This window comes from Bradyrhizobium altum (assembly GCF_020889705.1).
GTDB lineage: Bacteria > Pseudomonadota > Alphaproteobacteria > Rhizobiales > Xanthobacteraceae > Bradyrhizobium > Bradyrhizobium altum.
On sequence record NZ_JACMYP010000050.1, the window covers coordinates 1 to 25,713 of the forward strand.

The 25,713-nt window shown below is 63.5% G+C and carries 24 protein-coding genes and 1 tRNA gene; 17 read left to right on the plus strand and 8 right to left on the minus strand.

All coding sequences use genetic code 11. The features are described from left to right. Nucleotides 1–87: 87 nt before the first annotated feature. Nucleotides 88–261, minus strand: coding sequence for a hypothetical protein (locus tag H8B02_RS15315; RefSeq protein WP_229167000.1), 174 nt, complete (start codon nucleotides 259–261; stop codon nucleotides 88–90). A 168-nt stretch (nucleotides 262–429) separates the two neighbouring features. Between H8B02_RS15315 and H8B02_RS15320 the strand changes: the two genes are divergently transcribed. The 3 genes from H8B02_RS15320 to H8B02_RS15330 all read left to right on the plus strand — a co-directional run bounded on the left by H8B02_RS15320 (nucleotide 430) and on the right by H8B02_RS15330 (nucleotide 1,787). Continuing rightward, nucleotides 430–777, plus strand: coding sequence for a GrlR family regulatory protein (locus H8B02_RS15320; protein ID WP_229167001.1), 348 nt, complete (start codon nucleotides 430–432; stop codon nucleotides 775–777). 233 nt (nucleotides 778–1,010) lie between these two features. Beyond that, nucleotides 1,011–1,196 (plus strand): hypothetical protein, encoded by a 186-nt coding sequence (locus H8B02_RS15325; protein ID WP_229167002.1) that lies wholly within the window; start codon nucleotides 1,011–1,013, stop codon nucleotides 1,194–1,196. Between the two features lie 315 nt (nucleotides 1,197–1,511). Next, entirely contained in the window at nucleotides 1,512–1,787 is a 276-nt protein-coding gene (locus tag H8B02_RS15330) for a hypothetical protein (protein ID WP_229167003.1), read from the plus strand. 134 nt (nucleotides 1,788–1,921) lie between these two features. On the opposite strand, the gene H8B02_RS15335 is transcribed toward H8B02_RS15330, so the two are convergent. Further along, the gene (locus H8B02_RS15335; protein WP_229167004.1) at nucleotides 1,922–2,083 is read right to left on the minus strand and encodes a hypothetical protein; all 162 of its coding nucleotides are present in this window, start codon (nucleotides 2,081–2,083) and stop codon (nucleotides 1,922–1,924) included. A 267-nt stretch (nucleotides 2,084–2,350) separates the two neighbouring features. On the opposite strand from H8B02_RS15335, the gene H8B02_RS15340 reads away from it, so the two are divergent. From H8B02_RS15340 to H8B02_RS15370, 7 genes are all read left to right on the plus strand, one after another. After that, entirely contained in the window at nucleotides 2,351–3,112 is a 762-nt protein-coding gene (locus tag H8B02_RS15340) for an SIR2 family NAD-dependent protein deacylase (protein WP_229167005.1), read from the plus strand. A 212-nt stretch (nucleotides 3,113–3,324) separates the two neighbouring features. Then, nucleotides 3,325–3,987, plus strand: a complete 663-nt coding sequence (locus tag H8B02_RS15345; RefSeq protein WP_092113928.1) for a cold-shock protein — start codon at nucleotides 3,325–3,327, stop codon at nucleotides 3,985–3,987. A gap of 122 nt (nucleotides 3,988–4,109) precedes the next feature. Beyond that, entirely contained in the window at nucleotides 4,110–4,589 is a 480-nt protein-coding gene (locus tag H8B02_RS15350) for a DUF192 domain-containing protein (protein ID WP_229167006.1), read from the plus strand. 120 nt (nucleotides 4,590–4,709) lie between these two features. Further along, nucleotides 4,710–4,786 (plus strand) — tRNA-Pro (locus tag H8B02_RS15355). Nucleotides 4,787–4,879: 93 nt separating this feature from the next. Continuing rightward, nucleotides 4,880–5,305, plus strand: coding sequence for a hypothetical protein (locus H8B02_RS15360; protein ID WP_229167007.1), 426 nt, complete (start codon nucleotides 4,880–4,882; stop codon nucleotides 5,303–5,305). A 387-nt stretch (nucleotides 5,306–5,692) separates the two neighbouring features. Then, nucleotides 5,693–6,469: a cyclase family protein gene (locus H8B02_RS15365; protein WP_229167008.1), complete on the plus strand. Its 777-nt coding sequence runs from the start codon at nucleotides 5,693–5,695 to the stop codon at nucleotides 6,467–6,469. Between the two features lie 979 nt (nucleotides 6,470–7,448). Then, nucleotides 7,449–9,266 (plus strand): carbamoyltransferase family protein, encoded by a 1,818-nt coding sequence (locus H8B02_RS15370; protein WP_229167009.1) that lies wholly within the window; start codon nucleotides 7,449–7,451, stop codon nucleotides 9,264–9,266. 40 nt (nucleotides 9,267–9,306) lie between these two features. Here the strand turns inward: H8B02_RS15370 and H8B02_RS15375 are convergent, their stop codons facing one another. From H8B02_RS15375 to H8B02_RS15385, 3 genes are all read right to left on the minus strand, one after another. Next, nucleotides 9,307–10,773 carry a SagB/ThcOx family dehydrogenase gene (locus H8B02_RS15375; RefSeq protein WP_229167010.1) on the minus strand — a complete coding sequence of 489 codons (1,467 nt, stop codon included), beginning with the start codon at nucleotides 10,771–10,773 and terminating at the stop codon, nucleotides 9,307–9,309. A gap of 12 nt (nucleotides 10,774–10,785) precedes the next feature. Next, nucleotides 10,786–13,038 (minus strand): TOMM precursor leader peptide-binding protein, encoded by a 2,253-nt coding sequence (locus tag H8B02_RS15380; RefSeq protein ID WP_229167011.1) that lies wholly within the window; start codon nucleotides 13,036–13,038, stop codon nucleotides 10,786–10,788. Nucleotides 13,039–13,222: 184 nt separating this feature from the next. Continuing rightward, nucleotides 13,223–13,645: a hypothetical protein gene (locus H8B02_RS15385; RefSeq protein WP_229167012.1), complete on the minus strand. Its 423-nt coding sequence runs from the start codon at nucleotides 13,643–13,645 to the stop codon at nucleotides 13,223–13,225. Nucleotides 13,646–13,908: 263 nt separating this feature from the next. Here H8B02_RS15385 and H8B02_RS15390 point away from each other — a divergent pair, with 263 nt between their 5' ends. Then, on the plus strand, nucleotides 13,909–14,799 hold the full coding sequence (locus H8B02_RS15390) for a VOC family protein (protein ID WP_229167013.1): 891 nt from the start codon (nucleotides 13,909–13,911) through the stop codon (nucleotides 14,797–14,799). A gap of 9 nt (nucleotides 14,800–14,808) precedes the next feature. Here H8B02_RS15390 and H8B02_RS15395 read toward each other — a convergent pair whose 3' ends face one another. Next, nucleotides 14,809–15,972 (minus strand): OpgC domain-containing protein, encoded by a 1,164-nt coding sequence (locus H8B02_RS15395; protein ID WP_229167014.1) that lies wholly within the window; start codon nucleotides 15,970–15,972, stop codon nucleotides 14,809–14,811. Nucleotides 15,973–16,214: 242 nt separating this feature from the next. Between H8B02_RS15395 and H8B02_RS15400 the strand changes: the two genes are divergently transcribed. Next, nucleotides 16,215–16,520 carry an ETC complex I subunit gene (locus H8B02_RS15400; RefSeq protein ID WP_092113947.1) on the plus strand — a complete coding sequence of 102 codons (306 nt, stop codon included), beginning with the start codon at nucleotides 16,215–16,217 and terminating at the stop codon, nucleotides 16,518–16,520. A 137-nt stretch (nucleotides 16,521–16,657) separates the two neighbouring features. Here the strand turns inward: H8B02_RS15400 and H8B02_RS15405 are convergent, their stop codons facing one another. Further along, complete coding sequence (locus tag H8B02_RS15405; RefSeq protein ID WP_229167031.1) at nucleotides 16,658–17,155, minus strand: Lrp/AsnC family transcriptional regulator; 498 nt, start codon at nucleotides 17,153–17,155, stop codon at nucleotides 16,658–16,660. Between the two features lie 2 nt (nucleotides 17,156–17,157). After that, the gene (locus H8B02_RS15410) at nucleotides 17,158–17,811 is read right to left on the minus strand and encodes a TetR/AcrR family transcriptional regulator (protein ID WP_229167015.1); all 654 of its coding nucleotides are present in this window, start codon (nucleotides 17,809–17,811) and stop codon (nucleotides 17,158–17,160) included. 192 nt (nucleotides 17,812–18,003) lie between these two features. Here H8B02_RS15410 and H8B02_RS15415 point away from each other — a divergent pair, with 192 nt between their 5' ends. From H8B02_RS15415 to H8B02_RS15435, 5 genes are all read left to right on the plus strand, one after another. After that, nucleotides 18,004–19,176, plus strand: coding sequence for an isovaleryl-CoA dehydrogenase (locus H8B02_RS15415; protein WP_229167016.1), 1,173 nt, complete (start codon nucleotides 18,004–18,006; stop codon nucleotides 19,174–19,176). Nucleotides 19,177–19,262: 86 nt separating this feature from the next. Next, a complete protein-coding gene (locus tag H8B02_RS15420; RefSeq protein WP_229167017.1) occupies nucleotides 19,263–20,867 on the plus strand; it encodes a carboxyl transferase domain-containing protein in 1,605 nt (534 codons plus the stop codon). A gap of 14 nt (nucleotides 20,868–20,881) precedes the next feature. Beyond that, entirely contained in the window at nucleotides 20,882–22,891 is a 2,010-nt protein-coding gene (locus H8B02_RS15425) for an acetyl/propionyl/methylcrotonyl-CoA carboxylase subunit alpha (protein WP_229167018.1), read from the plus strand. Then, nucleotides 22,888–23,814 carry a hydroxymethylglutaryl-CoA lyase gene (locus tag H8B02_RS15430; RefSeq protein ID WP_229167019.1) on the plus strand — a complete coding sequence of 309 codons (927 nt, stop codon included), beginning with the start codon at nucleotides 22,888–22,890 and terminating at the stop codon, nucleotides 23,812–23,814. The genes H8B02_RS15425 and H8B02_RS15430 overlap by 4 nt, the downstream gene beginning before the upstream one ends. 285 nt (nucleotides 23,815–24,099) lie before the next feature. Next, nucleotides 24,100–25,611: a sensor domain-containing diguanylate cyclase gene (locus tag H8B02_RS15435; RefSeq protein WP_229167020.1), complete on the plus strand. Its 1,512-nt coding sequence runs from the start codon at nucleotides 24,100–24,102 to the stop codon at nucleotides 25,609–25,611. The last annotated feature ends 102 nt before the right edge of the window (nucleotides 25,612–25,713 follow it).

Here is a 25,713-nt window from a genome sequence, read left to right on the forward strand (position 1 = left end):
CTGGCGGTGGGTCCCCGGATCGCGCGCGACATGCGCCGGCGGCCGCCGTCGCGTGTGCGATGCAAACGTCGTTGGCCGGTCGCGATCTCACACCTTGATGTCGAGAATGGTCTCGACGGCATCGCGGTCGGCCTTGTTCTTGGCGGCGAAGACGTCGAGCACATCCTCGCTGATGATGCGCGGCTGCTGCTTCGCCGTTTGATCGACGACGAGCTGCACTCTGGCTTGCGTCACTTCGACAGGTACGGGGTAAATGAGCATGGCTCTCTCCCTCCGGCCGTCGAACCCTGTCAGGGCTTTCTTAACGATTTGTAAGCGCCTGGACCCGCGCTTTCGGTTCGAATCGGCGGCCGGGCGGTATTGGCCCCGCTCGCCTGCCGCCCTGCTTGGCGCCATACTGCGGGCCTTTGGGACCGGACGGCGCGATCGATGAGGAACGGGCTCTATTCGATCCATATCCATATGATGGACGGCGTGCGGGGCCGCGACAGCGGCGTCCTGATCCTGCGCGATGGTCTGCTGATCGGTGGCGGGCCGCATTTCTGGTCGATCGGGGCCTACACGGCCGGCGAGGGCACCTGGAAGGGGCATCTCAGGACCAACCAGCATTCCCCCTTTTCCGATCCGTCCACCCGGCCGCTGTTCGCCGGCCAGGAGGTGACGAGCGGATTTTCCGGCACCTTCAGCGGTGACCAGGCCGAAGTGTTCGGAACCGTGCTGGTTGGAACCCGCAGCCTGAGCTTCCAGGCAACCCTGAAACGGCTGGCCGACGCCTGATTGCGGCAAGGCTGTGGACGAGTGCGCAGCAAGCTTCGCATTCTGTTCGGCAAATCGACCTGGCGCGGCTGTGGATTTGCTGCGGACAAGCGCGGGATATCGTTGTGGATGTCGGCCTGAGGCCTTCCAACGCCGCCTTACCGGGCCACCGCTAACCCTACCTGGTTAGGTTAAGGGCAGCATTGCGTTGTCACCACCTGTGATTGCGGTAGGGATTGTTGCAGGTGACAGCCATGATGCCATCGTTCCATAGCGCTGACAGACCGACTCACCGGCGCGTGATCGTGGTGGGCTTGCTGCTCTGTTCCGCCTTTGTCGCGATCAGCTTCTGGCTTCGGCCGCAGCCGGAGAGTGGCAAGGCGCTCGTGAAGGCGGACCGGCTGGTCCGCACGGCGGGAGAGGCGCGGAAATCAAACTAGAGCGGAAATCAAACTGGAATCGGCAAGCCGAGCCGCGCCCGGCGCTCAGTCCGGCAGCTTCCCATTCGGATGCTTGTGATACATCGCGAAATAAAGCCGGCAAAGCCCATCACATTCAGCAGCAGTTCCATCCACGCCGGCATCGATGCCAACCTCGCTCACGGCAAAGCTAATCATTGAGGTTGTGTTTTTGTTCCGGCACTAACCGATGCTAGCTTTGCGCTATCGCATGGCTGCGGAACCCGAAGGGGCGTTTTGCTGCAACCATCCATTTGCGCCCGCGTTGGTGCACATCACCACGTGAGGAGGTTGTCCATGAAGAGGACATTGGCAGTTTTGGCGACGGTAGCGACGGTGGGCGCAACGATGGTCAGCGCGCCAGCGCAAGCGCGCGGTATCGGCCCTGGCCTGGCGTTCGGTCTGGCCGCCGGCGCACTCGCCGCGGGTGCGGCCGGCGCGTATGCGTATGGCCCACGCTACTACGGGCCCGGCTACTATGATGGCCCGCGCTACGGTTACTACGGCGATCCCGGCTACGCCTATTATCGCGGTCCGTACTACCGGCACCATTACTACCGCCATTATTGGTAACTGAGATCAGCCCGGAGCAACACCGCTCCGGGCTTTCTCAATTGCGCGTCATGGTGCGATCGCGCGGACGTGCGTTCGGGTTGCCTGTGGCTCGCGGTGTGATCGTCCGTTGAGCGCACGCGGTCGGCGCGACATCAAGCGCTCTTGCGCTGCAATCCACCCCAGACATTGCCGAGCGTGTTGTCGTAATATTCCTGGCGATCGCGCTCGAACTTCTGCTGCGTCGCGCGGAAGCTGGCAACGCGTGCGACGATCTCTTCGCGCTCGCGCGCGGCACTGTCTTTCTGATCGGCCATTGCCCATCCTCTTCGTCATGGTCCTATCCCCGCCGCGCATTGGCATCAGTGAATTGGGCGTCAATGCGGAGCAGACTTTGCAGGATTGTGATGAAGCCAAGGCAGCGGAAGAGGCAGCCGAAGAGCGACGAGGCTGACGCACCGGCGGAGCAGGTCGCCAACGCAACCCGATCGCCGCGGCCTCACCGCCGATCGCTCGCGTGACGGTTGAGCTCGCAATCGCGCCGGCTATGCTATAGTCGCGGCCGGCCAACCGGATCATTCCCAGTGATTGCAAAAGATCTGCGCAGCGGCGTCGAGCGGCTCGGCAACATGATTGCCGAGGCATCGTCGATCGTGCCCTTCACCGGGGCGGGTATCTCCACCGAGTGCGGCATTCCCGACTTCCGCTCGCCTGGCGGGCTGTGGACGCGCAACCGGCCGATCCCGTTCGACGAGTTCGTGGCCAGTCAGGAAGCGCGTGAGGAGTCATGGCGCCGGCGCTTCGCGATGGAACCGACATTTGCGGCCGCCAAGCCGGGGCGCGGGCATCGCGCGCTCGCGTCGCTCTACCGGGCAGGCAAGGTTCCCGGCATCATCACCCAAAACATCGACAATCTGCATCAGGCGTCGGGCTTCAAGGCCGATGACGTCATCGAGCTGCACGGCAATACCACCTACGCCCGCTGCATCGGTTGCGGCAAGGACTACGACCTCGCGTGGGTGAAGCTGCACTTCGACAACACCGGTGGTGCGCCCGACTGCGCGGAGTGCGGCGATCCGGTGAAGACCGCGACGATCTCGTTTGGGCAGTCGATGCCCGAAGATGCGATGCGTCGCGCGGCGGAACTCGCAAGGCGCTGCGACCTGTTCCTGGCGATCGGGTCATCGCTGGTGGTCTGGCCCGCCGCAGGCTTTCCGATGATGGCGAAGGAGAGCGGCGCGCGGCTCGTGATCATCAACAATGAGCCGACCGATCAGGACGACATCGCCGACCTGGTGATCCGGCATGACATCGGCGACACGCTTGGTCCATTCGTAGGCTATTGACGCCTGATTGATTCGCGGCTGTGCAAGCCTGTTCATAGTTCCCGCAAGAATCGTTTTTTAGCTATGCCCGGCAAGCGGGAGTGTTATCTTTTGGTTGAGAGATTCGCGCAGCGTCCAGATGATTTGTCCAAGTGAGTTGGTCATGGAGAGCAGCGTGTACAGGGTGCGCCGCAACGTCGGCGCTCTGCATTTGATGTGTGGGGTCCGGGGTCATGGGGTCGGACGGATTTGAGTCCAAGAAGCTCGGCGGACCGCCGATAGGCGGAGTTGGGCAAAGCAGGATTGCACAAGGCGAGTACGGCAGCGCGCCGCGCGATCCGGCGATCGATGCCTTCTCCGGTCTCGGCGACGCCGCGGCCAACCTCGTCGAAGTCTCCGGCGTCATCAAATGGTTCGACGCCTCGAAAGGCTACGGCTTCATCGTCCCCGACAATGGCTGGCCCGACATCCTGCTGCACGTGACGGTGCTGCGGCGCGACGGCCATCAGACCGCCTATGAGGGCGCGCGGCTCGTCGTCGAGTGCGTGCAACGCGCGAAGGGTTACCAGGCCTTCCGCATCGTCTCGATGGACGAGTCGACCGCGATCCATCCGGCGCAGATGCTGCCGCCGCGAACCCATGTCACCGTGACCGCGACCAGCGGGCTCGAGCGTGCACAGGTCAAGTGGTTCAACCGGCTGCGCGGCTTCGGCTTCGTGACTTGCGGGGAGGGCACGCCCGACATCTTCGTGCACATGGAGACGCTGCGCCGCTTCGGCATGACCGAGCTGCGCCCCGGCCAGTACGTGCTGGTGCGGTTCGGGCCCGGCTCCAAGGGCATGATGGCTGCCGAGATCCACCCGGAGACCGGTCCGTCGGCGCTGTCGTCGCACTGAGCCCCGCGCTGGACTCCCTGACGGAAACGTGAGCCGCCGGCGAGCCGCCAGGGCTCTGGCATTTGCCGCAATCATCGGGTTAGGGTCCGCCGGAAAATCTTCCCCGGTGTGAGTATTTGTCGATGGATTTCGATCGCATGGTTGGGCGGCTTCGCCCGTGGCTGTTGGCCTCCCTCATCATGATGTTCGGCGCGCTGCTGGCCCCGGCCGCGCAGGCTGCCAGCGTCCAGCCGCTCGAGATCGTCACCAAGTCAGGCGTGCACGTCTTCTCCGTCGAAATGGCGACCACCGAGCAGGAGAAGGAGACCGGCCTGATGTACCGGAAGGAGCTCGCGGACGGCAAAGGCATGCTGTTCGACTTCACGCCGGAGCAGGAAGTGTCGATGTGGATGAAGAACACCTACATCTCGCTCGACATGATCTTCATCCGCGCCGACGGCCGCATCCTGCGGATCGCCGAAAACACCGAGCCGATGTCGACCAAGATCATTCCGTCGCGGGGGCTCGCCAGGGGCGTCCTCGAGGTGATTGCCGGCACCGCGCAGAAATACGGCATCCAGCCCGGCGACCGGGTCGGCCACCCCTTGTTCGGCGGCCACTAGCTCTCTGTTCTCAACGGTTTCTGGGCGGGAAACCGTTGCCGATGTCCCAGTCGGAAGTCCCGCACCGGCGCCTTGCTGGCGCTGGCTGAAGCGTGTATCCACGGGGCTTCTCGGAAATGTCGGGGTATAGCGCAGCCTGGTAGCGCGGCAGTTTTGGGTACTGCAGGTCGTTGGTTCGAATCCAGCTGCCCCGACCATTTAATTCAAGGACTTGATAGGTTTTTCGAGGCCTCTTACGTCCCAGATTTTGCGTCTGGGAAGAGCATGGAAGGAAGGAAGAGGGCGGCGTCTTGGACAAGTCCGTCGAACTTACCGATCCGGCCACCGAACTCGCCGATCTTGTTGAGCAGCTGCGACCGACGAAGCGAATGCCGACTGGATTAGAAGCAATCGCTGGCATCATGGTCGCTCAAAACGATGCGATCTTTGTTGATTTGCTAGCCGAAGCCCCGCGCTCCGCTCCTCGCAACTTCAGCCGCCCGGGTGCTGACCAGATCAACGAGTCGGTGGGTTGTAGCGATCCAAGATCACGGTTCTTGAGCCACTCTCCGACGGTCGCAAGATGGCGTCGTCGAATTTGTGATAGCGGTCAAACTGCTGCTGCTCATCGCGCAGATGTGGCGTTTCGGCGAACGCGTAAGCTCTATTTGCACCGTTCCAGTGATCAAATCCCGACACGACGCAACCCCGTCTTGATTCAGATGCAGGTGGGTTAGCATCGTTGTAAGGGTATCTCTGTATCGCCGTGGCAACACCACCAGCAATCCGCCCGACATGAGGACACGGATTGTTTCTGTGGCTCTCTGTGCGTGAACAGCGTTCTGGCACGGGTAACCACGCTTCGACCGGGATGTCCTGCCTGACGCAACAACGCCGCCTGGACGGAATATGGGTCGTCCAGACGGCGTCGCCGAATACTGGGCCCTGAAATCCCCAGTGCCCATGGGTCGTCCGCGCGTGAAATAGGTTCAACGTTGCGGCGCCTTGCCACTGTCGCAACCGGAGCAGACCGTGCCCGATCTCGAGCGGATGTGGCTTGCCGATGGTGCGCGCGGACTGGCAGGTTGGTTCGGCCTGACAAGACCAATCCGCGAGGAAGCACCATGGCGCCCAGACTGATCGATATCTCGGTTCCCTTGCAGAACGACGTTCCGGCCGATCCGCCGGGCAATCACCCGACCATCCAGTATATCGACCACCAGCAAGGGCTGCCGCGCATGCTGCAGTTCTTCGATGGGCTGAAGGCTGCTGATCTGCCTGACGGGCAGGGCTGGGCCGTCGAGCAGGTCTCGCTCTCCACGCACAACGGCACGCATCTCGATGCGCCCTGGCATTTCCATCCGACCATGAACCGCGGCGAACGCTCGTGGACCATCGACGAGGTGCCGCTGGAATGGTGCTTTCAGCCGGGCGTCAAGCTCGACTTCCGCCATCTGCCTGACGGCTACGTCGCGACCGCAGGCGATGTCGAAGCCGAGCTGAAGCGGATCGGCCATACGCTGTCGCCGCTCGAGATCGTCGTCGTCAACACCAGCGCCGGCGCGAAATACGGTCAGGCCGATTACGTCAATTCGGGCTGCGGCATGGGCTATGAGGCGACGATGTATCTGCTCGAGCGTGGTGTGCGGCTGGCCGGCATCGACGGCTGGAGCTGGGATGCGCCGTTCGTCTTCACCGCGAAGCGATATGCCGAGACCAGGGACGCCAGCCTGATCTGGGAAGGGCACAAGGCCGGACGCCACATCGGCTACTGCCACATCGAGAAGCTGCACAATCTCGAGCAACTGCCGTCGACCGGGTTCATGGTGTCGTGCTTCCCGGTGAAGATCGAGCGCGCGTCGGCGGGGTGGACGAGGGCGGTTGCGATCCTCGACGGCTAGTCGCTATCGGGTTTTCGCCCGGTTGGGGAACCGGTGGACAGGCTGTTCATTCCGCTAGATTGTTGCGGCACGGCTACAGCCTGAGGCAGACGAATCTGCTCTGATGCACGTCGTAGATGCATTGGGTGATCGGGCCGGCGGCTCGTCCTCGCGTCCCGATTTTCTGAAGCGTTCTCTCCCGTGACTAGAGCCCCGGCGTCTCCCGGGGCTCTTTCTTGCGTGCCGCAGGTGAGCCAAGCGCCAGCGGGTGAATGAAGCCCCAAAAGAAAATCAGGTGCGCCGGAACCGACGCACCTGATTTATGTCTCCAATATCGCTTGTGCCGGCAATATCGCTTATGCGGTTGTTAGTACCGGCAGACGCGAACACCACGCGGGGTCCACCAGCAGCGGGGACCGACGTAACCGCCGTAGTAGCCATAGCCACGGCCATAATATCCGCGACCATAGCCCCATCCGCGGCCGCGACCCCAGCCATAACCGCGTCCGCGCCATTGCGCTTGCGCGGAAGACGTGGTGGCACCGACCAGGATGGCAGAGGTGCTTGCGACATAGACGAACAACAAAGCGACTGCTGCGAGGCAACGAGTCAGGATATTGTACCGTTTAGTCATTCCGAAGATCTCCAGTCACTTCCAAGCATCTGAACTGATGCTGGCTGTCTCGCTTGGACGCGCGACACCGGCATCCGGTTCGAGTATGCTAAGACAATATTTTCACTAAGGTTCTTGCGAGCTTTAACGACTCTATTGAGACCAACAGGTAAGGTCAAGTTACGTTCCCGCCTGCAAAGGATGATGTGGTTGCTACACTCATCTTGTCGTTCATCCACCGTTCATTCTGTTCATCTTGCATTGCGCCGATGTGATTTGTGCATCGCAGAAGCAGAGATTTGCGAGCCGCGGAAAATGCCGTCGAGAACTTGAAGTCGACACGATCATGTTCTCTGAGCGTTTCAGAATCCTCCCCGAAGAGTGCCCATGCCGAAACAACACACCTACGTCCTTGGTCTCAACGTCTACGACCATGACGTGAGCGCCTGCCTGCTGCGTGACGGCGCGATCGCCTATGCGATCTCCAAGGAGCGCATCACCCGCGAGAAGCACGCCTCCGGCTTCTACAAGGAGGTCATCGACTACTGCCTGTCCGCCGAGGGCATCACGCTCGACGACGTCGATCTCGTGGTGCGCAACAGCTACATCCTGCCGGTGTCCGAGATGGAGGAGCGGATGCTCCACCAGGACATGCCGGGCTTCCTACCGATCGCCGAGCGCAATGAGGCGATCAAGCATCCGCTGTTTCGCTCGAAGTCCGACAAGGTGGTGTCGATCTCGCATCACCTTGCGCATGCCTATAGCGCGTTCGCGGTGTCGCCGTTCAGGGACGGCGTCGTGATGATCGTCGACGGCGTCGGCAATTATCAGGCCGACGCGATGGAAACCTATCCGCAGGATGGGACCTCGCCGCTCGCCCGCGAGTCCGAAAGTTACTACAGGTTCGACGATACCAGGCTCGCATGCCTGAAGAAGGTCTGGATGGAGCCGGCGCGCGGTCTCTTGTCGGACGAGTTCTACAACATGCCGGGTCTCGGCGCGCTGTACAGCCGGGTCTCGACCTATGTGTTCGGCGACTGGAACAAGTGCGGCGAGCTGATGGGGCTGGCACCCTATGGCCGCCACGAGCAGGTCGGCCATCTGCTCGAGATGAAGGATGGCAGGCTGCACGTGCCGTTCTGGGGCGCCGAGAACCAGCAACCCTTCGTGCTCGACAGCGGCAGCTGGGACAAGAGCCCGACGATGCGGCACTGGGAGGACATCGCCTGGCGGGTGCAGGACGACACCGAGAACGTGCTGCTGGCGCGGGCGCGCTGGCTGCGCGAGACCACCGGTGCGAAGAACCTCTGCATCGCGGGCGGCGTCGCGCTGAACTGCGTGGCCAACGGACGCATCGCGCGCGAGGCCGGCTTCGAGAACGTCTGGATCCAGCCCGCCGCCGGCGACGACGGCATCGCCATCGGCTGCGCCTATTACGGCTGGCTCGAGATTCTGAAGCAGCGCCGCGCCTTCGTGATGGAGCATGCCTATGTCGGCCGGCGCTACAGCGACGCCGAGGTCGCGGCCGCGCTGCAAAGCTTCCTGGTGCGCATCCAGGTCGACGCAAAGCGCAGCGACAACATCTGCCGCGACACCGCGAAGCTGCTCGCCGACCAGCGCGTGATCGGCTGGTTTCAGGGCCCCTCAGAATTCGGTCCCCGCGCGCTCGGCAACCGCAGCCTGATTGCCGATCCGCGCAAGGCCGAGATGAAGGACATCCTCAACAGCCGCGTCAAGCACCGCCAGGCCTTCCGCCCGTTCGCGCCGATCGTGCTGGCCGAGCGGATGAAGGAGATCTTCGAGGGCGAGGAGGACTCACCCTACATGCTGATCGCCAAGCCGGTGCGCCCCGAATGGCGGGACAAGATTCCGGCGATCGTGCATGTCGACGGTTCGGCGCGGGTGCAGAGCGTGCGGGAGGAAACCAACCCGGTGCTCTATCGCCTGCTGAAGGAGTTCGAGGCGCTGACCGGTGTGCCGGTGCTGATCAACACCTCGTTCAACGTCAAGGGCGAGCCGATCATCGAGACGCCGCAGGATGCGGTGAACTGCTTCCTTACCACCGGGATCGACAACCTCGTGCTGCACGACACGCTGGTGTCGAAGACCGCCATGCACAAGGTCGTCACGCCCGTGATGACGACGTTCGGCGACGTCGCCACCATCGTCTCCTCGACCACCCAGGACGGCAGCCGCGGCGGCTGATCACGGTCCTCCAGGCAAGCTTGTCGCGGCGGATCGAGGACTATCCGGCAGGAGGCGGTTCCATGCCGCGCCCCAGCCCGAACTGGCCGACCGGTCCCTCGACGTAAATGTCGAGCCCGGTCATCTTCGCGAACAGATCAATATTGGTGGTGCCGATCGCACAGCCGCCGAGGCCCAAATCCGTCGCCACCAGGTACAGCGTTTGGGTCAGGACGCCGACATCCTTCAGGATGAGCGCATAGGCGATGGCGCTGTACTTCCAAGAGATTCGGCCAAATCGCGCGGCGATCGTGATCAGGATCTGCGGTGGAGACGGCGCGTCCATGGCAAATCCCGCGCTTTGCAACATGGCCTCGAATTGTTGTGGGCGAACGTCGATGGCCGCCAACGCATGCGCATCGGCGTCGTAGTGATAGAAACCTGGCGTCAGGCCGTCGCAATTCGCGACGGCCAGATAGAGCTCAAGCTCGTAGGCGCTGCCCGCTGCCGGATACGGCCTGCTGGTATATTCGATATCGGGACCATCATCGGCAAACTCCAGCTGCCCGCTCCATTTCGCCCGGACCCGCGCGACGCTGTTCAGGAACGCCGAAAGTTCAGCCAACGTGATAGGCTTGTGATTGTCGAAATCGCGAGTCGAATGCCTGTCATGCAGCAGTTGTTCCAGCGACGAGGCGATGCGGTTGGATTCCGGCAGCTTGATGCTCTTACCGGGCCAGGCAGGTCGGATCGCGGGGAGCGGCGCAATCAGTCCGGTGTGCGGATAGAGGCCACCCAGCGGATTAGCCTGTCGGCCTTCTGTGCTGCGGGCATGGAACAGCAAGTCGTGAAAATCCCAGAGCACGAGGCCGTCATCGCCTTCCGCCTTTCGCAGCGTATCGCGTTGTGCCGCGTCGACCTCGATCAGGATTTGGCAGTCCAGCAGCAGCGCAAGTAATGCAGGGCCAGGATAGCCATCCAGACGCCGGATGCGGCTGATCTTCTGAGGAGTGGCAAGGATGGTCAGCAGGGCCGCAATCCGCGCATCATGGATCCTCAACAATGCGCCGGCCCGCGGTGATTCCAGAATCATCTCGGTGCCGCGCCGCCGAAGATAGGCGAAGCGTGACAGCACGATTGTTGCCGCATCGTCGAGCTTTGGCGTTCGCGGCCAGTAATCAGGGGTCTGCGGCTCGATCGTGACGAGATCATTAGCGTCGCCCGTACGCGCCAGGCGATATTCCAGCAGGCCGCGGCGTGCCAATTGCCGCATCAGGCGCTCGACCTCTCGCTCGACCGCATCGCCTTCAGAGCGAGGGAGTGGCAGGCCTGCCTGCAGTTCGAGGGCGCGTTCCGCTGCGGCTGCGCTGAACGTTCCCAGAGGCTCCGAATAGCCTTCGACATGGGCCGCTATACTCCCGTCAGGTTGCGCTTCGAGCGCGACGAGCGGGTTGAGCCGAACGAAGACAACCGGCGGCGTGGTGCGTGCCGATTTCTTTTTCTCGTACATTTTGCTGGGCGCGCGCACGCCGGTATCACCTCAAGTGTGCGGGAGAAATGGCGTCAACTCGCTTTCCAGCGATGGCCGATCGCGCAATCCGAGCTTGACGGGCACATCATAGAGCCGCCCCGGCGCGAAGCGGCGATAGAAATGGCGCATCCCGGGAACGATGACCCGGACCACCGGAACCTCGACGTCCGGTCGCGTCTGGTCGAGAATCAGGAAGTCGAGACCCGCGCGGGCCGCGATATCAACGCAGGCATCCACCTGTGCACGGGTGTTGTCGAGCGCCACGTCTGTCGCGGCGGCCGGCGGAATGACGGGATTGGCACTTGGAATCAGGAACGGATATTCGTCGAGCCGCAGCGGATTGACGCCATCGAGACTCGGCTTCTCGCCGCTGCCACCACCCATCAGACCGATGGAGAGGAACTGATTCAACTCGGTCAACGACCGCAGCAACGCGATACGCGGATCGAAGTGAGCGCCCGAGCCAAACTCGATGTTTTCCTGACCGCTCTGCATCCAGTGCACGATCGCGACATAGGTCGGGACGCCGAGATCGCTGGTGATATCCAGCACCCAGAGCCGCCGGCCCGATTCCTCGAGTTGGGTCTTCAGATCGCGGACGTAGGAATCGTCGAACTGGTTCAGATCGACCGCAGCGCGTTGCGACCGGTTGTACCACCAGATCGCATAGGCGTCGCGCTCGATCAATTCGAGGAAGCCCTGCACGATGGCTTCCTCGCGGGTATTGCCGGCAGCGCAGCCGTTGGAATCAGCGGCGAAGGCCGCCGGACCCTGATAGAAGAAATACAGCAGGCTGGTCGGAATCTGCCTGAACCGCTTGTCGCGCAACGACCAGACGGGTGACCATTCGATTTTCGCGGACGGATCAAACGGCTCGGGGGCGGGCTGGGTGTGGTGTGAGTCGTTGGGATTCGGCACGGCGCTGCCGCGGTATTGCTCGTCGCTGAAGAGCAGGATGTCGTTGGGACGGATTGCGTCGCCAGGGGGGAAGTCGGCGAAACGTTTTCGGGCCCGGATCTCATCACCCTGGAAAATTCCCGAGTATCGCTCGATTGCTTCCATCAGCGCGCTGGCCTCGCCTTGCTCGGCCGTGCTGCCCTTGCCGAAACTGCCGCCGCTCAGCCCGGCGCGAAGCTGATCCACGTTCTGCGCCGGCGCGGAGAAGTTATGTTGGGCATAGAAATTGGTGTTCATCGGCAGATCGACTTCGATCCGCTCCAGCCGCGTCACCACACCGGTGAGGGGGCTGACATGCTTCTTGAACCGCGCCACCGTGGTGCGGGACGAGACGGTGCGATAGCCGCCACTGGTCATGACCAGCTTGGCGCCGGGTCCCAATTCGACCGGTTGTGGTGACCGCCGCGGGTTTTGCAGTTTCTTGTTGCCGCAGGTTGGGCATTGCGGGCGGGCTGCCACGTAGTGCTTTGCAATGGTCGAGCCCAGCAGGTCGAGACTGACGATGTGATTGCGCAGATCGGTGCGGAAGCCGCTCGCGATCGCCTTGGCGACTTCAATCGCCGCAAAGTGGATGGCGCTCTGTCCAACGGTGTGCTGTGCGAGCGCAGAGACCGCGACCCGCCGCGCCGCGCCGCGATCAAGGAAGCCCTTGACCTCGCGGTTGCGGATCATCCGGTCGTACAGGCAGGTCCAGCACGCGGTCTCGCCCGGGTTGAACGTTGGGCCGACCAGGGGAAATACCCCGGAGGGCTGCACCAGCAACCAGGCTGATCCGTCGGACACGCGCTGCAGGTTGCGTTCGGCGAGCCGCCGATCGAGATAGTCGTTCACCAACGTAACCGTGAGGTCGGGCGATGTCTTGACCACGCGGACGCCCAGCTCCTGCAGTGCCTTGCTCAATTCGGCCGCGCCCTTGACGTCGATCGTCTCAAGTCGAACGCGGCAGTTGTGAAGGTTTTGTTCGGCCATCGCGTCGGGAAGGCCCAGGCTCGCCCAAAGCCCCGCCGCGGCGGCGCCGGGACCTGGCGATTTCGCGATCACATAGCGGCGGTCGAGCAGTCGCTTGATGGCTTCATTGATCTTGTCGGCCGGAAACTTTCGCCCGAGCTTGTCCGTGAGCTTGGCGACGCTGCATCCATTTGCACCGATTGCCGACGCCAGCGTGCAATAGAGCTCGCCATGGAGAAAGAACTTTCGATCTTCGGAATAGAGGCAGACAACATCCGGAGGTAGCACGTAGGCCGTGTAATTCGGTGCGAACTGCAGAACGTCGTTGTTGGCGCGCTGGGTGGATTTGCCTGGCAAAGAATCGTTCCTGTGCAGCTTGTGGGTCGATCATTGAAGCGGGCAAGGCGCCGGCCTCGAGACCTCCGCGCCGTTGCCCGAAGCGAGCCGCGCAACGATACGGACACAATACAAATTTGGCCGGGTCGACGTGTGTCGGACCCGGCCATGACGATCGATGTGTGTCAACGCGATGCTGGTTCGACTAGCAGATGCGGCAGGCGCCCCACGACAGACAGCAGCCGCCACCGCAACCAGCGCAGCCACCGCAGCGGCAGGCGCGGCAGCCACGGCAGCCGCGACAGCCACGGCAACCTCGGCAGCCGCCGCATCCGCGCCACGCCACCTGGACGCCGGCTCCGATGTCTTCCTTGTCGAACAGGTGGAACGTCGCCAGGCTGACGTCGGCGATTTCTTCTTCGCCGAGTGTAATGGCTTGCGTCGGTCCGTACTTCTGAATCTGCGGCGCGTCTGCTGCCGGAACTGCGGATGCGGACGCACCCCCCACCAGCGAGAAAGTCAATCCGGCTGCACCCAAAGCGGGCACAGCGGCCTTGGTCATACGCTTGCTGGTCACACGCTTGCTGGTCACACGCTTGCTCTTGGGGGCTTGCTTCACTCGCGGCATGCTCGCATCCTCCATTCTTGACGTGTTGTCGATTTCAACTCTCGCGCAGTTGTACAATTCGTCGCAGCTGCATGCAAGACGCGCTGCGCGCACACTCTCGCGAGGCGCTAGCGTGCATCAAGTGCTGTCGTTCATCTTCGTTCTCGGGTTCATCTTGATGAACGCGATTATTGGCCGGGCCTGTCGCTCAGGCGCGATCGTTGACGATGTGGGAATTTGCATGCTGCACTGCGGTTGTCCCGACGCCGAAGCGAGGGATCGGCATGGCTGATGATGGTGCGAGCTTCGCTTGGTATGAGCTGCTGACCACGGATGTGGGAGGAGCGAGTGCCTTTTACGGCAGCGTCCTCGGCTGGGTGACGAAGGATGCGTCTACACCTGGGATTTCTTACAAATTGTTCATGTCGGGCGAGCTTACCCGAAGCGGTCTGATGGAGTTGCCGGAAGAGGGCATACGCCAGGGCGCAACCCCGCGATGGATTGGTTATGTCGGTGTTGACGACATGGATCTTGCCGTTCGCCGAATGCTAGAACGTGGTGGCGCCGTCTACGTGCCGCCGACCGGCACCAATATCGGCCGTATCTCGATCGTCGCCGACCCGCAGCGGGCGACGTTCGGATTGCTTAGCGGATCAAGGATCGCTCGGCCCGCGGTTGAAGGCCTCGATGCCCCTGGGCGGGTCGGCTGGCACGAACTGCTGGCTGCCGATTGGCGGAAGGCCTTTGGTTTCTACAGCGAAGTTTTTGGCTGGCGACAGGCCGACAGCGACGTCGCCGGCGCCGAGTCCTACCAACTGTTCTCTGCTGGTGGGCAGACCATCGGTGGAATCTTCAACAAGCGTCCGCTCGAACCGATCGCGTTCTGGCTTTACTATTTCAACGTCGACGACGTCGACGCAGCCATCGTGCGAGTCAGGGCCGGTGGCGGACGGGTCTACGAGGGGCCGCTGGAATTGCCGAACGGCAGTTGGATCGTTCGCTGCCTTGACCCGCAGGGCGCCACGTTTGCCCTGGAGGGAGCGCGCAGCTCCGATAGCATCGCGAAGGCGCCGCCGGCCGAGTATCGCTGGACCACCACCTGGGATGGGTTCACTTCAAAGGGCAGATGGCGAAGCGGCCAGCCGAGTGGCAACGGGCGGCGGCCGGGCAAATGACGCGCTTTGTCACCCGGCCTTCGCCGGCGCCGCAGGTTTCGGCGCCGGCGGCTTGATCGGCTTGTCCTGCCGCTTCGACCACGAGATGTAATAGGCCACGATCGTCATGATCGCGATGCCGGAGACGCTGACGAAGATCTGCGCGAACAGCGAGCCCGAGCTCATCGAGAGCTCGAAATGTCCGACAAAGGACAGGAACACGCCGACGCAGAACACCGCGAGCGACTGCTGGCCGCAGACGATCAGGGGATCGAACACCTTCCACTCCAGCGCTGACCAGTCCTTCGGGACGAAGCGGATCACCAGCACCGTGATCACCACGAAGTGCAGGAAGCGATACGGCGCGAGGTTGGTCTTGTCGTTCGGGTTGAAGGTGGAATAGAGCCAGTCCGGGAACATCGCGCCGAAGTCCGGGAAGCGGCCGGCCATCGTCATGATCAGGGCGAAGATCATGTAGGCGATGCAGAACCACAGCGTGTAGGGCGAATTGATGATATGCATGTTCTGGCGTGCGCCGCCCATCGCGCACCACGAGCCGAACACGAACAGCACCTGCCAGGCGAACGGATTGAAGTACCAGGTCCCGGCCGGATAGGCCGGCAGGTTCCAGCCCATGTGGCGCGACACGAGCCACAGTGCGAGCGAGGCCAGCATGGTCCAGTTCGGCCGCCGCAGCATGAACCACAGCACCGGCGGAAACAGGCCCATCAGCACGATGTAGAGCGGCAGCACGTCGAGATTGACCGGCTTGAACTTCAGGAACAGGCCCTGGCGCAGCGTCTCGGTGGCGTTGTCGACGAGGCCCGCGACATTGAACTCGTTGATGATCTCGGAATCGCCGAAACGCAGCGCCAGATAGCTGATCGAGGCGATGTAGATCACGAACAGGATGATGTGGGCGACATAGAGCTGCCAGACCCGCTTGGTCAGCCGGGTCGCGCCGACGATGAAGCCGCGCTCCAGCATCATGCGGGCATAGACGAAGGATGCGGTGTAGCCGGAGATGAAGACGAACAGGTCCGCGGCATCGCTGAAGCCGTAATTCCGGGTCGTGATCCAGTTCACGATATTGTCGGGGATGTGATCGAGATAGATCGCCCAGTTCGCGATCCCGCGGAACAGGTCGAGCCGGAGGTCACGTCCTTTGTCGGGCAGGTGAGCGTGGATTTCCATGGGGCGCCGCTTCCTCGAGATGATGCTGTCGAGAAGGCCGCGCCGCGAGCCCAAGTGGACTCCAAATGGAGCCTCCCGGGGCCAGATTGTCACAGCGCGGTAGAATGACTATACCGGTCCGGCGAAGGCTACCTCCGAGATCGAGGAATCACCGATCAGATCGTTGAACGGTGTCTCTATACTATCCCGGCGGTTTCCTTCAAATCGCTTCCATATCGTACATCCCACGGGACCGACCATCCATGACCGCACGCATTTTTAAGCCCGCCAAAAACGCGATGCAATCGGGACGTGCCAAGACCAAAGAGTGGCAACTGGACTACGAGCCGGAGCAGCCGCGCACCGTGGAGCCCTTGATGGGCTGGACCTCGTCCACCGACATGAAGCAGCAGCTCACGCTGCAGTTCGAGACCAAGGAGGAGGCGGTCGCCTATTGCGAGCGCAAGGGCATCGCCTACCAGGTGATCGAGCCGAAGGATTCGGCGCACCGCCAGATCGCCTATGCCGACAATTTTGCATTCCGCCGCTGGGAGCCGTGGACGCATTAGGCCATACCGCTTCAAAACGAGTTCAATTTCGTCATGGCCGGGCTTGTCCCGGCCATCCACGTCTGCCTGAATGAAGAAAAGACGTGGATGCCCGGCACGAGGCCGGGCATGACGAGTCTGGCGGAAGGGGCGCCGGGTCAGCTCGCAGGGCTTGGAGCGGCGAGGGCGCCCGGGATCGGCAGCGGCGCATCCTTGGAGACGCCGAGCACCGGAAAGCTTCGAATTTTACGCACGTTGGGCAGGCCGGCGAACTGCAGCAGCTGCTGACGCATGTCGTCGACGCTGGGCGCGACGCATCTCAGCATGAAATCGGCATCGCCCGAGATCCGCCAGCATTGCAGGAAGCGCGGCACGGCGGCGACCGCAGCCTCAAACGCCTCGATCGCAACCAGGGTCTGGCTGTCGAGCTGGATCAGGACGAAGGTCGTCACCTCGTAGCCCAACAGCCGTTCGTCCAGCGTGGCGCGGATCGCCTGCACCACGCCGCGGCTGCGCAAGGCGCGAACCCGGCGCAGGCAGGGCGGGGCGGTGATGCCGACGCGCTCGGCGAGCTCGTTGATCCTGATCCGGCCATCCCGCTGCAATTCGGACAGGATCCGCAAATCGATGTCATCGAGCTGTGGGCGCTCTGTCACAGTCACGAGCCCGCTACCGCAGTCCGCGGGCTCTTGCTGCCGCTGCCGACCCGACCGAGCGCGGCCTGCGGTGCGACGCCCGACAGCACCAGCTTCTCATGCGCCGCGATGATGGCGTCGCGGGTCAGCCGGCCGCCGGGGCGGTACCAGGTGCAAAGACCTGTCAGCAGCGCGATGATGGCGAAGGTCGCGACCTGGATATCGACGACCTCGAAAACGCCCTCCGACACCCCGTCGGTGAGAATCTGCGCCAGCCGCTGCTCATAGGCACCCCGCAGCGCCACCACGACGTCGTAGTTCTTGGCATCGAGGCTGCGCAGCTCGGAATTGGCGATGAAGACCTCGCGCTTGCGGGTCATGTGATAGGTGACATGGAAGGCCACGAAAGCGCGCAGCTGCTCGACCGGATCGGCCTTGCCCTCCAGCGCGAGATCGAGCTCGCGCAGCAAATCGTTGATATGCTCCTGCACCAGATCGAACAGCAGGTCCTGCTTGGTTGAGATATGGTTGTAGAGTGAGCCCGCCTGGATGCCGACCTCGGCGGCGAGCTGGCGCAGGCTCATCGCCTCGTAGCCGCGCTCGAAGATCAGGCGCACGCCGGCCTTGCGGATCGCCTCCAGCGTTGTGGGGCCATGTGAGCCGATCGTGCGTGCCATCGGGGCCTCGGAGGGATGTTGGCTTGTCAGGGAGTGCCGGAAACAAGCAAACGACCGTATGTATATCGCATGAAATCCCAGTAAATTCAATGAACTGCGGATTTCACATGCAAACCATAGCACAGTCGCTTGCGAAGCCAAGAAAAAAACGTATGATCGTTTAATTGCAAGATGAATCTCATGGGAGGGATCATGGCCTCGAACCGGGCGGCAATCTTCAATTTCGACCTTGGCGAGACCGCGGATGCGATCCGCGAAACGGTGCATGATTTCTCGACCAATGAGATCGCGCCGCGCGCCGCCGAGATCGATCGCGCCAACACCTTTCCGCGCGACCTCTGGCCGAAAATCGGCGCGCTCGGGCTGCACGGCATCACCGTCGAGGAGGAGTACGGCGGATCGGGCCTCGGCTATCTCGAGCACTGCATCGCGGTCGAGGAGATCTCGCGCGCGTCGGCTTCGATCGGGCTGGCTTACGGCGCGCATTCCAACCTCTGCGTCAACCAGATCCGCCGCAATGGCAACGAGGCGCAGAAGCGCAAATATCTGCCCAAGCTGATCTCCGGCGAGCATGTCGGATCGCTGGCGATGTCGGAGCCCTCTGCCGGCTCCGACGTGGTCTCGATGAAGACCCGCGCCGAGAAGAAGGGCGACCGCTTCGTGCTCAACGGCAACAAGATGTGGATCACCAACGGTCCCCACGCCGAGACGCTGGTGGTCTATGCCAGGACCGATGCCAATGCCGGCCCGCGCGGCATCACCGCCTTCATCATCGAAAAGGGCATGAAGGGATTCTCCACCGCGCAGAAGCTCGACAAGCTCGGCATGCGCGGCTCCGACACCTGCGAGCTGGTGTTCGAGGATTGCGAGGTGCCGGAGGAGAACGTGCTCTCCGAGGTCGGCCGCGGCGTCAACGTCTTGATGTCCGGTCTCGACTATGAGCGCGCGGTGCTGGCGGCGGGACCGATCGGCATCATGCAGGCCTGCATGGACGTCGTGTTGCCCTACGTCCACGAGCGCAAGCAGTTCGGCGAGCCGATCGGCTCGTTCCAGCTGGTGCAGGGCAAGATCGCCGACATGTACACCACGATGAACGCCTCGCGCGCCTATGTTTACGCGGTGGCGAAGGCATGCGACCGCGGCGAGACCACACGCGAGGACGCCGCTGGCGCCATTCTCTACGCCGCGGAGAAGGCCACCCAATGCGCGCTGGATGCGATCCAGCTCCTGGGCGGCAATGGCTACATCAACGACTATCCGACCGGCCGGCTGCTGCGCGATGCCAAGCTCTACGAGATCGGCGCCGGCACCAGTGAGATCCGCCGCATGCTGATCGGCCGCGAGCTGTTCGCGAAGACGGCCTGAGCTGCGCACCGGCCGTCGTGCCTCCGGCGCGGCGGCTCGCTTTCCAAAAAATCCTGTCGGCCACTCCAACGAAACGTGCAATAGCGATGCCGCTTCATTCGACGATCGATCCCACATCCTCTGAATTCGCCCGCAACGCCGATGTGATGCGCAGCTTGGTCGCGGAGCTCCGGGACAAGCTCAAGCAGGTCGCCGGCGGCGGGGGCGAGACCTCGCGCAAGCGGCACACCTCGCGCGGCAAGATGCTGGCGCGCGATCGCGTCGATCTGCTGGTCGATCCCGGCACCGCATTCCTCGAGCTGTCGCCGCTCGCCGCCAACGGGCTGTACGGCGGTGACGTCCATTCGGCCAGCGTCATCACCGGCGTCGGACGCATCGCGGGACGCGAATGCATCATCGTCGCCAACGACGCCACCATCAAGGGCGGCACCTACTACCCGCTGACGGTGAAGAAGCATCTGCGCGCGCAGGACATCGCGCGGCAGAACAATCTGCCCTGCGTCTACATGGTGGATTCCGGCGGCGCCTTCCTGCCGCTGCAGGACGAGATATTTCCCGACGAGCGGCATTTCGGCCGCATCTTCTACAATCAGGCGCAGATGTCGTCGCAGGGCATTCCGCAGATTGCCATCGTGATGGGCTCCTGCACCGCGGGCGGCGCCTATGTGCCTGCGATGTCGGACGAGAGCATCATCGTGCGCAACCAGGGCACGATCTTCCTCGGCGGCCCGCCGCTGGTGAAGGCTGCGACCGGCGAGGTCGTCACCGCCGAGGAACTCGGCGGCGCCGACGTCCACTCCCGGCAGTCGGGCGTGACTGATCACTACGCGCAGAACGACGCCCATGCGATCGGGATCGCGCGGCGCATCGTCGGCACGCTGAAGCAGCCGGCGAAGGCGCCGCTCAACATGCGCACCGTCCAGGAGCCGCTGTTTCCGGCCGAGGAGATCTACGGCGTGGTCTCCGCCGACGGCCGCAAGCCGTTCGACGTGCATGACATCATCGCGCGGATCGTCGACGGTTCTGAGTTCGACGAATTCAAGAAGCTGTACGGCACCACGCTGATCTGCGGCTTCGCCCATATCTGGGGCTATCCGGTCGGCATCATCGCCAACAACGGCATCCTGTTCAGCGAGAGCTCGCTGAAGGGCGCGCATTTCATCGAGCTGTGCTGCCAGCGCGGCATTCCCTTGGTGTTCCTGCAGAACATCACCGGCTTCATGGTCGGCAAGAAGTACGAGGCGGGCGGCATCGCGCGCGACGGCGCCAAGCTGGTGACGGCGGTCGCGACCGCCGGCGTGCCGAAATTCACCGTCGTGATCGGCGGCTCATACGGCGCTGGCAATTACGGCATGTGCGGCCGCGCCTACAGCCCGCGGTTCCTCTGGCTGTGGCCGAACGCCCGCATCTCCGTGATGGGCGGCGAGCAGGCCTCGATGGTGCTGAGCCAGGTGCGGCGCGACGGCATCGAGGCCAAGGGCGAGAGCTGGTCGGCGGAAGAGGAAGATAAGTTCCGCGAGCCGATCCGCGCGCAATACGAGAAGCAGGGCAATCCCTATTACGCGACAGCGCGGCTCTGGGACGACGGCGTGATCGATCCCGCCGACACCCGCCTGGTGCTCGGGCTCGGCCTGTCGGCCGCCGCCAATGCGGCGATCGAGCCGACGAAGTTCGGCCTGTTCAGGATGTGACCCAGGATCTGACCATGGACCGCTCAAAACTCTACCGGCGTTTCCGCACGCTTCTGATCGCCAACCGCGGCGAGATCGCCTGCCGCGTCATCCGCTCGGCGCGCGCGATGGGGTTGCGCACCGTCGCGGTCTATTCCGAGGCCGACCGCGATGCGATGCATGTCGCGCTCGCCGACGAGGCGGTGCTGCTCGGGCCGGCACGGGCGCGTGACAGTTATCTCAACATCGAGCACGTCATCGCCGCCGCCCGCGCGATCGGCGCGGAAGCGGTGCATCCCGGCTACGGCTTCCTGTCGGAGAACGCCGAATTCGCACAAGCCTGCCTTGATGCTGGCCTGGTGTTCGTCGGTCCGACCGCGGCGATGATGACCGCGATGGGCTCGAAATCCGGCTCGAAGGCGCTGATGGAGAAGGCCGGCGTGCCGCTGGTGCCGGGCTATCACGGCGAGGCACAGGACGAGGCGATCCTGGCGGAGGCCGCCAACCGGATCGGCTTCCCGGTGCTGGTCAAGGCGTCGGCCGGCGGCGGCGGCCGCGGCATGCGCGTGGTCGATTCGGCGGGCGAGCTGTCGGCCGCGATCACCAGCGCCAAGCGCGAGGCCAAGGCGGCGTTCGGCGACGACCGCATGCTGATCGAGAAATACGTCCAGAACCCGCGCCATATCGAGGTGCAGATCATCGGCGACAGCCATGGCAATCTGCTTTCGCTGTGGGAGCGCGAATGCACGCTGCAACGCCGGCACCAGAAGGTGATCGAGGAGGCGCCGTCGCCGACGCTCAACGCCGCGCAGCGCGAGACCGTCTGCGAGGCCGCCCGCAAGGCGGCCGGCGCGGTCAACTATGTCGGCGCCGGCACCATCGAGTTCGTCTCCGACGGCAAGGACGTGTTCTTCATCGAGATGAACACGCGCCTGCAGGTCGAGCATCCCGTCACCGAGCTGATCACCGGCGTCGATCTGGTCGAGTGGCAGCTGCGCGTTGCCTTCGGCGAAGCGCTGCCGCTGAAGCAGGACGAGATCAAGCTGAACGGACACGCCATCGAGGCCCGCGTCTACGCGGAAAATCCGCAGAAGAACTTCATGCCTTCGGTCGGCCGCATCAAGACCTGGCGCACGCCGCTGGAAGGCGACGGCCTGCGCATCGATGCCGGCTATCGCAGCGGCGATAACGTCTCGCCGTACTACGACGCGATGCTTGCCAAGGTGATCGCCTGGGCGCCGACGCGCGAAGGCGCGATCGAGAAGCTCAATCGCGGGCTCGAAGGGACCGACGTCCGCGGCATCGTCACCAACATCCCGTTCCTGTCGGCGCTGGTGACGCATCCGGACGTCAGGGCCAATGCGATCGATACCGGCTTCATCGAGCGCGAGCTGAAGAACCTGACATCAGGCACAGGCGCGGCCGGCGAGTTCGAGCTCTGCGCAGCGGTGGCTGCGATCGTCAACAACGAGCAGAAAGCGGCGCGCCGCGAGGTGAACTCGCCCTGGCAGGCATTCGGCTGGATGCCGGTCGGCCGCCGTCAGCGGGTGTTTTCATTCCGGCAGGGCCACGAGGCCGCCCAGACCATCACGCTGTACTATGGCAACGGACCATCGACGCTATTCGTCAGCGGGCGCGAGGTCGCCTTCGCGATCTCGTCAGCCGGCGATGATGGCTTCGACCTGACGCTCAGGGGCGTGAAGTCGCGCGTCGCATCGGTGATCGAGGGCCACGAGCTTTACCTGCGTACCCGCAACGGCCGTTTCGACCTGCACTGGGTCGATCCGTTCGGCGGCGAGAGCGAGGAGCAGGTCGGTGAGGACAAGATCGTGGCGCCCTTGCCGGGCACCGTGGTCGCGCTGCTGGCCGAGGAGGGCGCGACGCTGGAGAAGGGCGCACCGATCCTCACCCTCGAAGTGATGAAGATGGAGCAGACCCTGCGCGCGCCCTATGCCGGTGTGTTGAAGAAGCTCAAATGCAAGGTCGGCGACATCGTCGGCGAGGGCGTCGAGCTTGCCGAAGTCGAGCCTGCGGCCGCGTCATGACCGATCAGATCCACATCGTCGAGATGGGGCCGCGCGACGGCCTGCAGAACGAGAAGACGCCGGTCAGCGTCGAGGCGCGCATCGCCTTCATCGAGGCGCTGGTGGCGGCGGGGCTTAAAACCGTCGAGGTCGGCGCCTTCGTGTCGCCCAAGGCGATCCCGCAGATGGCAAGCTCCGACCAGGTGCTGCGCGGCGTCAGCCAAATCAAGGACAAGGTCAAGGACGCCGAATTCCACGTGCTGGTGCCGAACGAGAAGGGCTATGACGCCGCGCGCGCGGCCGGCGCCCAGGTCGTCTCGGTGTTCGCTGCGGCCTCCGAAGGGTTTTCGCGTGCCAACATCAATTGCTCGATCGCGGAATCGATCGAGCGCTTCAAGCCGGTGCTGGCGCGTGCCAAGGCCGACGACGTCAAGGTGCGCGGCTATATCTCCTGCGTGCTCGGTTGTCCGTTCGACGGCGAGATCAAGCCGAAGGCGGTCGCCGACCTCGCGATGACGCTGTGGGATCTCGGCTGCTACGAGATCTCGCTTGGCGACACCATCGGCGTCGGCACGCCGCTAAAGGCCAGAGAGATGCTGCGCGCGGTCGGCGCCGAGCTGCCGGTCGGCAACCTCGCGATGCACTTCCACGACACCTATGGCCAGGCGCTCGCCAATCTCTATGCCGGCATGGAGGAGGGCGTGCGCGTCATCGATGCCGCCGCCGGCGGCCTCGGCGGCTGCCCCTATGCGCCCGGCGCCACCGGCAACGTCGCGACCGAGGACGTCGTCTACATGCTCGAGGGCATGGGCGTGAAAACCGGTATCGACATGGACAAGCTGCTGGCCGCGACCAACGAGGTCGCCGGTTTGCTCGGCCGTCCGCCGGTCAGCCGCGTCGCCTCCGCGCTGAACGCGAAACGGAAGCGGCTGAGCGGATCGTAGTTCTCCACCGCACGGGTTCCAGGAACCGCAAGCTGGAACCCGTTTTGCAGCGCACACCGCCTTCGTTCTCTACTCTGGGTCAAAACCCCTCGAAAGCGTTCATGGCTTGGTGACTCAAACATGCTGAGGTGTCGGGGCTCGCAATTGCTCCAGGTGCGTCTCGCCATGTCCGGACAGGTGTCAGCTTCCCGCGGCCGAACGTTTTTGGCCGGAAAGATCGTCTTCAATTTCGGTCGGTCGGCCTTCGATTGCACGGTCCGGCAGCTCACCGATACGGGAGCGACCGTGGAACTCGAAAGCGTGGTTGGCATTCCCGATCAGGTCCAACTGTTGATTGTCGGCACCAATCAGGTGAGGCCATGCAAACGGCTGTGGCAATCGGACCGCCAGCTCGGCCTGGTGTTTGAGGCGCAGCAGGCGAGCGCTGCGGCTCCCGCGCCTGCCGCTGCCGTGCCTGCCGCTCCTGCGCCATCAGCCATCATGGAGCGGCGCAGCGGCGACATTCTGCGCGGGCACATGCTGGCGCTGCGCGCAGCGCTCGATCAGATCCCGGTCGGCATCCTGCTTTTGGACGCGGAGCTGAAAGCCCTCTTCATCAACCGCGCGTTCCGGAACATGTGGCAGCTTCCGGACGCGGTTGCCGACCGCAATCCCAGCTTCACCGATCTGATGCATCACGGCTGCAAGACCATGGCCTATGAGCAGCCGGCTGAGCAGCTTCAAGCCTATGTTGCCGAACGCGTCCGCCTCGTGAGCGCCGGGGATGCAAATCCGATCGATCTCAGGCGCAGCAATGGCGATGTGGTTCGGTGTCAGTGCACGCCGCTGCCCGACGGCGGCCGGATGGTGAGCTACACGCCCGTGACCGACATCGTGCGCGCATCTGACAAGTTGAAGGTGCTGACCGGCGCCCTCGAGAACGTGGAGGACGGCGTCGTCCTGCTTGATCGCGATCTCAATGTGATTTTCCTCAACCGGAGAATGCGGGAATTCTGGGAGGTGAGCGAGGAGGAGGTTGCGCGGCATCCGGCATACGTCACGCTTCTCACGCGCAGCCGCCGGGCAGTCCCGACGGGCTCGACCCCGGAGCAAATCAGAGCCTTCCCGGCGAAGCGGATCGCGGAGATCAAGGCGGGCGATCACAAGCGCGACGTCCAGACGCCTGATGGCCGCAACATCAGGATCCATTGCTCGACGATGGCGAACGGCGGCCGAATGCTGACCTTTGTCGACGTGACCGATCTTGTCGGTAATGCGCGACAGCTCGAGGTGCTCGCGACCACCGATCCGCTCACCGGACTGTTCAACCGCAGGCAGTTCCTGACGACGCTGGACGCGGAGTGGAGCCGGTTCCAGCGCTACTATCGCTCCGTCTCCGTGCTGATGGTCGATATCGATTACTTCAAGAGCATCAATGACCGGCTCGGTCATGCGGCCGGCGACGAGGCCATCAAGGCCGTTGCCGAGATCTGCATTCGCGGCAAACGCAAGTCCGACGTCGTCGGACGTGTCGGAGGCGAGGAGTTCGCGGTTCTACTGCCGGAAACGACATTGTCGCGCGCCCGGACCGTCGCCGAGCGCATTCGCAAGAGGGCGGAAGGGTTGGCATTGGCGGCGGATGGTCGTCCGGTGCGACTGACGGTAAGCATTGGCGTTGCCGAGGCCCTCACCAGCATGCCCGGGATCGACGCGCTGATGAAGGCCGCCGATGCCGCGCTCTACCAGGCCAAGGAGCACGGCCGGAATCGCGTCGAGTGCTGGGCGCCTCCGGCGCCACCAAAGCTGGCGGCCGAGTAGCGACGTCTCGCCATCGTCATTCCGGGGCGTGCGAAGCACGAGCCCGGAATCCATTGTGCCGCATTATTGGTGGAATGGATTCGGGCTCTCGCTTCACGAGCC